General features: G+C 64.2%; 7 protein-coding genes. 3 read left to right on the plus strand and 4 right to left on the minus strand.

The window, feature by feature from the left end:
* A partial coding sequence (locus ACTHN9_RS23180) for an ImmA/IrrE family metallo-endopeptidase (RefSeq protein WP_440539130.1) occupies nucleotides 1–514 on the plus strand: 514 nt, incomplete at its 5' end.
* A gap of 7 nt (nucleotides 515–521) precedes the next feature.
* Here the strand turns inward: ACTHN9_RS23180 and ACTHN9_RS23185 are convergent.
* From ACTHN9_RS23185 to ACTHN9_RS23200, 4 genes are all read right to left on the minus strand, one after another.
* Nucleotides 522–1,019: a DNA-deoxyinosine glycosylase gene (locus tag ACTHN9_RS23185; RefSeq protein ID WP_440539132.1), complete on the minus strand. Its 498-nt coding sequence runs from the start codon at nucleotides 1,017–1,019 to the stop codon at nucleotides 522–524.
* Nucleotides 1,016–1,720: a chorismate--pyruvate lyase family protein gene (locus ACTHN9_RS23190; protein WP_440539133.1), complete on the minus strand. Its 705-nt coding sequence runs from the start codon at nucleotides 1,718–1,720 to the stop codon at nucleotides 1,016–1,018. The genes ACTHN9_RS23185 and ACTHN9_RS23190 overlap by 4 nt, the downstream gene beginning before the upstream one ends.
* Nucleotides 1,720–3,612: a molecular chaperone HtpG gene (gene htpG, locus ACTHN9_RS23195; RefSeq protein ID WP_440539134.1), complete on the minus strand. Its 1,893-nt coding sequence runs from the start codon at nucleotides 3,610–3,612 to the stop codon at nucleotides 1,720–1,722. Before htpG ends, ACTHN9_RS23190 begins: the two co-directional genes overlap by 1 nt.
* Nucleotides 3,613–3,727: 115 nt before the next feature.
* Complete coding sequence (locus tag ACTHN9_RS23200) at nucleotides 3,728–5,227, minus strand: PLP-dependent aminotransferase family protein (RefSeq protein WP_440539135.1); 1,500 nt, start codon at nucleotides 5,225–5,227, stop codon at nucleotides 3,728–3,730.
* A 158-nt stretch (nucleotides 5,228–5,385) separates the two neighbouring features.
* Between ACTHN9_RS23200 and ACTHN9_RS23205 the strand changes: the two genes are divergently transcribed.
* Both ACTHN9_RS23205 and ACTHN9_RS23210 read left to right on the plus strand, forming a co-directional pair.
* Nucleotides 5,386–6,084 carry a VOC family protein gene (locus ACTHN9_RS23205; RefSeq protein WP_440539137.1) on the plus strand — a complete coding sequence of 233 codons (699 nt, stop codon included), beginning with the start codon at nucleotides 5,386–5,388 and terminating at the stop codon, nucleotides 6,082–6,084.
* 41 nt (nucleotides 6,085–6,125) lie between these two features.
* Nucleotides 6,126–6,625: DMT family transporter (locus ACTHN9_RS23210; RefSeq protein WP_440539138.1), on the plus strand; the 500-nt coding region annotated here is incomplete at its 3' end.

A 6,625-nucleotide genomic window follows, 5' to 3' on the forward strand; every position in this document is an offset into this window, starting at 1 on the left:
TGGGGTCGTTGCCGCCCAGCAGTGGCGTGCCCTTTTCTCAAACGCTGAAGATCCTATCGTCGTTAAGGCGCTCTCGCATCTGCTGGGTCTCACCGAATGTCAGTTTGAGTCTTGGTCCCCCCCCCCCAAACTTCACGCAACGGTTGCTATGCGGATAGGTCAGCAAGGTCTCAACTTCGTGTCCCGAAAACGCCATCCAATCGCAAAAAGGTTCGAGTTTGCGCGTTTGCTTGGTGATTATCTCCGGGAACCGACTAGTCCAAATAATTGGTTAGCCTCTACGGATTTGGCGACTTCCCGGCAGAAATACCAGCGCGCATTCGCGGCCGAATTTCTCTGCCCGATCGAGTCGCTAGTCGGCTTTTTGAATGGCGACTTTTCCGAATCTGCGCTCGAGGATGCGGCAGCGCGCTTCGGTGTTAGCGAGCGAACCGTCGAATCGCTTTTGATGAATAACGGATATCTCGAAGATCCGTACGCTGGGTCCAGAATGCCCTATCGGTTGGCTGCTTAGCAGACCATCACAACAGCCACTTCCGCAACACTTCCCAAGCCCTCAACTTCTCGGCATAAGGCACGGCCGCATAAGCAGGACTGCTCGACGGCAGTTTGATGAGATCAAGCGACATGCGGCTTTCGGCCAAGAGCTGCATTCCGATTTTCGCGGCCGTACCGCCGTTAAACGCAACAGCAACAAGATTCGGCAACGCAGCCACCAGCGCAGCCAAATCGTTCGTCGCATGATCGCGAATCCGACTATCGAGGCTCCCCTCGCGCTTGGCCTTCGCAATCACATCCCACAGCCCCACCCGATGATCGAGCAGCGCTTGCAGCCGCGCCTCGTATTCCATGCGAGGCAGCGCCACCCCAATCACATCCCCCACCAAATGCCAAAACCGGTTTTGCGGATGCGCGTAATACTGGCTTTGCGCAAGCGACGCCTCGCCGGGCAAACTGCCCAACACGAGTACGCGAGTTTGCTCGTTCACGACGGGCGCAAACGAATGCTTGAACGTCACGATGAGGAAGGTGCTCGAGCGCTCGCCCGATTCGACGCATGCCCCGCATGGTCGGGCCGCGCCGGACGCCCGCCCCGATCGTGCGGAAGATGAGGCGAGCCGGAGCCGCTGCTGTTTCGCACGACGTGCGCGCGCCGCGCATCGAGATGCACCCACAACGCGGGCAACATGCATTCGGTCACCATGAGCGGCGCCCCGTGCCGAACGAAAACCGAACGCCGCGCAAGCAGCGCATGCGGCGCACGTCCCGCCACCTCGCGCCGAGCGAGCGCCGCGAGCGGATGCCGCGGCGCAAGCCGCGTGCTGACGAGCACCGACCGCGCAACCGTGCTGTCGGCATAAAGCAGTTCGGCGAGCGGCCGCGTCGACAGCCGCCGCATCGCGTGCCACACGCTACGGCTCGCACCGAGCGGCGCAATACTGTGGGCGGCAACGAACGGCACGCCGTCCACCTCCAACACCACTTCCCGCACCCACACGCGCGTACGCGGCGCAATGCGCAGCGCAGCGCATTCATCGGCCCACGCGCGATCGACAGCCTCGCGCGTCACCCGCACGCGCACGCTGCCCAGCGCCCGCAGATGCGCCGTCAGCGAACCGCCGCGCGTGAGCCAGTCTTTCTGATCGAACGTCGTGGCAGGCTTTTGAGCCGCGCGCCAGGCACGGCTCTTGGCGTCGTAACGTAGACGCGCGGCGCGCATTACCGAGCGAGCAGCAGCGCGTTCGTGCGCTTCACGAAGCTGGCGGGATCGTCGAGCGTGCCGCCCTCGGCCAATACGGCTTGGTCGAACAGCAGGTTGCACCAATCGGCGAAATCGCCATGCTCGGGCGAAAGCGCTTTCACGAGCGCATGCTCGGGATTGATTTCGAGGATCGGATGGAACTCCGGCGTCTTTTGCCCTGCCGCCTTCAGCATGCGCTGCAGATACCCCGTCATCTCGCCGTCGTCGGCCACGAGACACGAGGGCGAATCGGTCAGGCGGAACGTCAAACGCACGTCTTTCGCCTTGTCCTTCAGCACGTCCTTCATCTTCTCGACGAGCGGCTTCATCGTCTCGCCGATCGCCTCGTGCGCCTTCTTCTCTTCGTCGTCGAACGCGTTCAGATCCAAATCGCCGCGCGCCACGCTCGCGAGCGGCTTGCCGTCGAACTCGGTGAAATACGCCAGGGCCCACTCGTCGACGCGGTCGGTCAACAGCAGCACTTCGATCCCCTTCTTGCGGAACACTTCGAGATGCGGGCTGTTCTTGGCCGCTTGCCACGTATCGGCCGTCACGTAGTAGATCTTGGTCTGCTCGGGCTTCATCCGCGCCACGTAATCGGCCAGCGAAACCGTCTGCTCGGCCGAGTCGGTATGCGTCGAAGCGAAACGCACGAGCTTACCGATCCGCTCGCGATTCGTGAAATCCTCGCCGAGCCCTTCCTTGAACGCCTGGCCGAATTCCTTCCAGAACGTCGCGTACTTGGCCTTGCCTTCCTCCGTTTCGGCGTTCGCCATTTCCTCGAGCATCGACAGCACGCGCTTGGTCACGCCCTCGCGAATCGCTTTAACGTCGCGGCTTTCTTGCAAGATCTCGCGCGAGACGTTCAGCGGCAGATCGGCCGAATCGACCACGCCCTTCACGAAGCGCAGATACGGCGGCAACAACTGCTCGGCGTCGTCCATGATGAACACGCGCTTGACGTAGAGCTTCAGGCCGCTGCGATGATCGCGATTCCACAGATCGAACGGCGCATGCGCGGGCACGTAAAGCAACTGCGTGTACTCGCTGCGGCCTTCGACGCGGTTGTGCGTCCAGGCCAGCGGGTCCTGTTCGTCGTGAGCCAGATGGTGATAGAACTGCTTGTACTGCTCGTCTTCGATCTCGTTCTTGGGGCGAGTCCAAAGCGCGCTAGCTTGATTGACGGTTTCGTCCTCGTCCTTGACGATCATCTCGCCCTTCTCGGCGTCCCACTCCTCTTTCTTCATGAGGATCGGCAATGCGACGTGATCCGAGTACTTGCGGATGATCGACTTGAGCCGATACGAGGACAGGAGTTCGTCCTCTTCGGCACGCAAATGCAGCGTGATGGTCGTGCCGCGTTGAGCGCGCTCGATCGGCTCGACCGAGAAATCGCCCTCGCCGGCGCTGATCCAGCGCACGCCTTCGGAGGCCGGCAAGCCGGCACGGCGGGTCTCGACGGTGATTTTGTCGGCGACGATGAAGCCCGAGTAAAAGCCCACGCCGAATTGGCCGATCAGCGCCGCGTCCTTTTGCTGATCGCCCGACAGTTGCGAAAAGAATTCCTTGGTGCCCGAGCGAGCGATCGTGCCGAGGTGCGAGACGGTTTCGTCGCGGCTCATGCCGATACCGTTGTCGTCGATCGTGATCGTGCGCGCTTCTTTATCGAACGCGACGCGGATCCGCAAATTCGGATCGTTCTCGTACAGTTCGCTCTTGGCGATCGCTTCGAAGCGCAGCTTGTCCGCGGCATCGGAGGCGTTCGAAATCAGCTCGCGCAGAAAAATTTCCTTGTTGCTGTAGAGCGAATGGATCATCAACTGCAGAAGCTGCTTCACTTCTGCCTGAAAGCTCATGGTTTCTTGTGCCATGGTCTCAAGTTCCTTTGCGTACGGTTACGGTTCGTAGATGACGGAAAACGACGGCTTGCCGGCGCCGCCCGCGGCCCCGCGGCCCGAGCAAGGCGGCGCAGCGCGCAGTGCTCCCTCAAATGGGGGCGGGCGGCGCGCCTTTCAAGGGCCGCGCAACACGGTGCTGCGCCTCGATGTAACCGGCCAGAAAGCCGGGCAGCGCGCGATCGCCGCAGTTGGCGATGTTGAAACGCATCCAGGTGGTCGGCGATTGCTGGGGCGAGAACAAGCTGCCCGGTGCGAGCAAAAATCCCGCCTCTTGCCCCGCCGCCGCGAATGCATCGGCATCGACGCCCGCGTCGGCCCATAGGAACATGCCCGCGGCCGGCATGTTGAACAAGGAAAATCCCGCTCGCTCCAGCATGCGCGCGCAGGGCTCGCGCACCGCGTCGAGTCGCCCACGCAAGCGCTCCACGTACCGGCGATAATGCCCCTCCGTCAGAATCTTGTAGATCAGCCGTTCGTTGAGTTCGGGCGTGGTCATGCCGATCAGCACCTTTTGATCGGCGATCGCCTGGGCCAGCTCGGGGGCGCAAGCGACGAACCCGACCCGCAGATTCGCCGTCAGCGTCTTCGAGAAGCTGCCGAGATAAATCACCCGCTTCAGTTGATCGAGCGTCGCGAGCCGTGTAACGGCGTGGCTCGGCGGGCACAGGTCGCCATAGATGTCGTCTTCGACCACGACGAAATCGTACTCCTCCGCCAAACGCAAGATCCGAAAGGCCTGGGCAGGCGATAACGAGGTGCCCGTCGGGTTCTGCAACACCGAGTTGATGACAAGCATCTTCGGTCGCCACGTCTTGACCCGTTCCTCGAGCGCGTCGAGATCGGGTCCCGCCGGCGTATAGGGCATTCCCACCAGCCGCGCGCCTTGCGCGGCGAACCGGCCGAACATCTGGAACCAGGCGGGATCGCCGACGATCACGGCATCGCCCGGCTGCACGTACAGCCGCGCGATCAGATCGATCGCCTGTGTGATGCCCGAGGTCAGGACGATCTGGTCGGGCGCGGCACCGATTTCCCATTCTTCCAAGCGTGTCTGCAATTGCTGCCGCAGCGGCAAAAACCCTTGCGCGGTACCGGTACCGAGCCATTGGCCGCCACTTTGCCGCGCCAGCGCGCGCAGGGCCGACGCAACGAGTTCGCCGTCGAGCCAAGCGCTGGGCAAATACCCGAGACCGGGCCCTTTGTCGGATGCCCCCGCGTGCAACGTATTGCGCACGAGCCAGACGACATCGATCGGGCGCTGCGCCGCGCCCGGCGACGCGCCGTTTTGCTGGACCGCACCGCCCGCGCCGCGCTCCCCGGGCGCGGCGGCGGCGCGCTCTCGAACATAAAATCCCGAGCCGCGGCGCGAATCCAGATAGCCCTGCGCGACCAGCCGCTCGTAGGCTTCGACGACGGTGAAGCGCGAAACGCCTTTATCCTGTGCGAGCTTGCGGATCGACGGCATGCGCATGCCCGGCCGGAACACGCGTTCCTCGATCCGGCGCCGCGCCCATTGCACCAGCTGCTCGACAAGCGTGAGCGGCGACGCGCCGTGCGGAGCGGGAATTTGATCCAGAGCGGTAGACATAGCGGCGGCGAACTGTACCGAGAAGTATCGTGCCGATTGTACCGTTACTGTGCTGGCCGCGCCGATTAAAGTGATTGCTGATTTCAATCCGCCGGGCGCGCTGCCGCTGCTTGGAGCCTTCGCCAGGCGCCGCGATCCCTGCAACCGTCGTCATTCCAATGAAAATCGCCTCCGCACTCGAACTTGACCACCTCGTCGTTGCCGCCCGTACCCTCGAAGACGGTGCGCGCTTCGTCGCCGACACGCTCGGCGTCGAGCCCACCGGCGGCGGTGCCCATGCCGCCATGGGGACGCACAACCGGCTCCTCGGCTTATGGGGCGGCGCCTACCTGGAAGTCATCGCGATCGATCCGCAAGCCGAGCGCGAACGCGCCGATGCGACGGCGGGCCGCCGCCCCCGCTGGTACGCGCTCGACGACCCGGCGATGCAAGCACGGCTCGAGCGCGGCCCGTTCCTGGCGCACTGGGCGGCCCGGGTGCCGCGCCCCAAGGATCTCGGCCGCTGGCAGGCACAGTACCCGCAACGGATTCCACGCGTCATTCCGATGACGCGCGGCGACCTGACCTGGCGACTGACGGTGCCCGAGGACGGTGCCTTCCCCGCCTGGGAGGGCGCCGGCGACGGTATCGTGCCCACCTTGATTCAATGGGATACCGAGCATCCGGGCGGCCGGCTGCCGGCGACGGGTCTGGCGCTCAAAGCGCTGAAAGCGCGGCACCCGCGCGCCGAAACGGTCCGCGCCCAGCTCGAATGGCTGGGCGCCGCCCCTCTCATCGAACTCGAGAGCGCCGCCGACGGCGTCGCCTCCCTGACGGCCGAAATCGAAACGCCGGCCGGCGTGCGCACGCTTGCGTAACCGCCCGTTTGCGGCCCCACTGAATTTCCAGGAGATTTTCGATGACGAAATCGCGTGAAACACGAGGCATGCTGCTCGGCCTCGTCGGCGTAATCATCTTCAGCTTGACGCTGCCGATGACGCACGTGGTAGTACAGGAACTGAACCCGGTGCTCAACGGCTTGGGCCGCGCGCTCGCCGCCGCCGTCCCGGCCGCGGCGCTCTTGGCCTGGCGCCGCGAGCGTGTGCCCAACCGGGCCCAACTCAAGGGCCTGGCCGTGACCGCGCTGGGCGTCATCGTCGCCTTCCCGGTGTTTTCGGCCTGGGCGATGAAAACGGTACCGGCCTCGCACGGCGCGCTCGTCAACGGCCTGCAGCCGCTGTTCGTCGCGATCTACGCGGCATGGCTTTCGCGCGAGCGGCCGTCGCCGGCGTTTTGGGCAAGCGCGGCCGTCGGCAGCGCCCTCGTCGTCGCCTATGCCCTGCACGCGGGCGGCGGTGCGTTCCAAGCGGGCGATCTATTCATGCTGGCGGCGGTCGCCGTCGGCGCGCTCGGCTATGC

Origin of the sequence: Trinickia sp. (genome assembly GCF_051953405.1) — a bacterium.
GTDB lineage: Bacteria > Pseudomonadota > Gammaproteobacteria > Burkholderiales > Burkholderiaceae > Trinickia.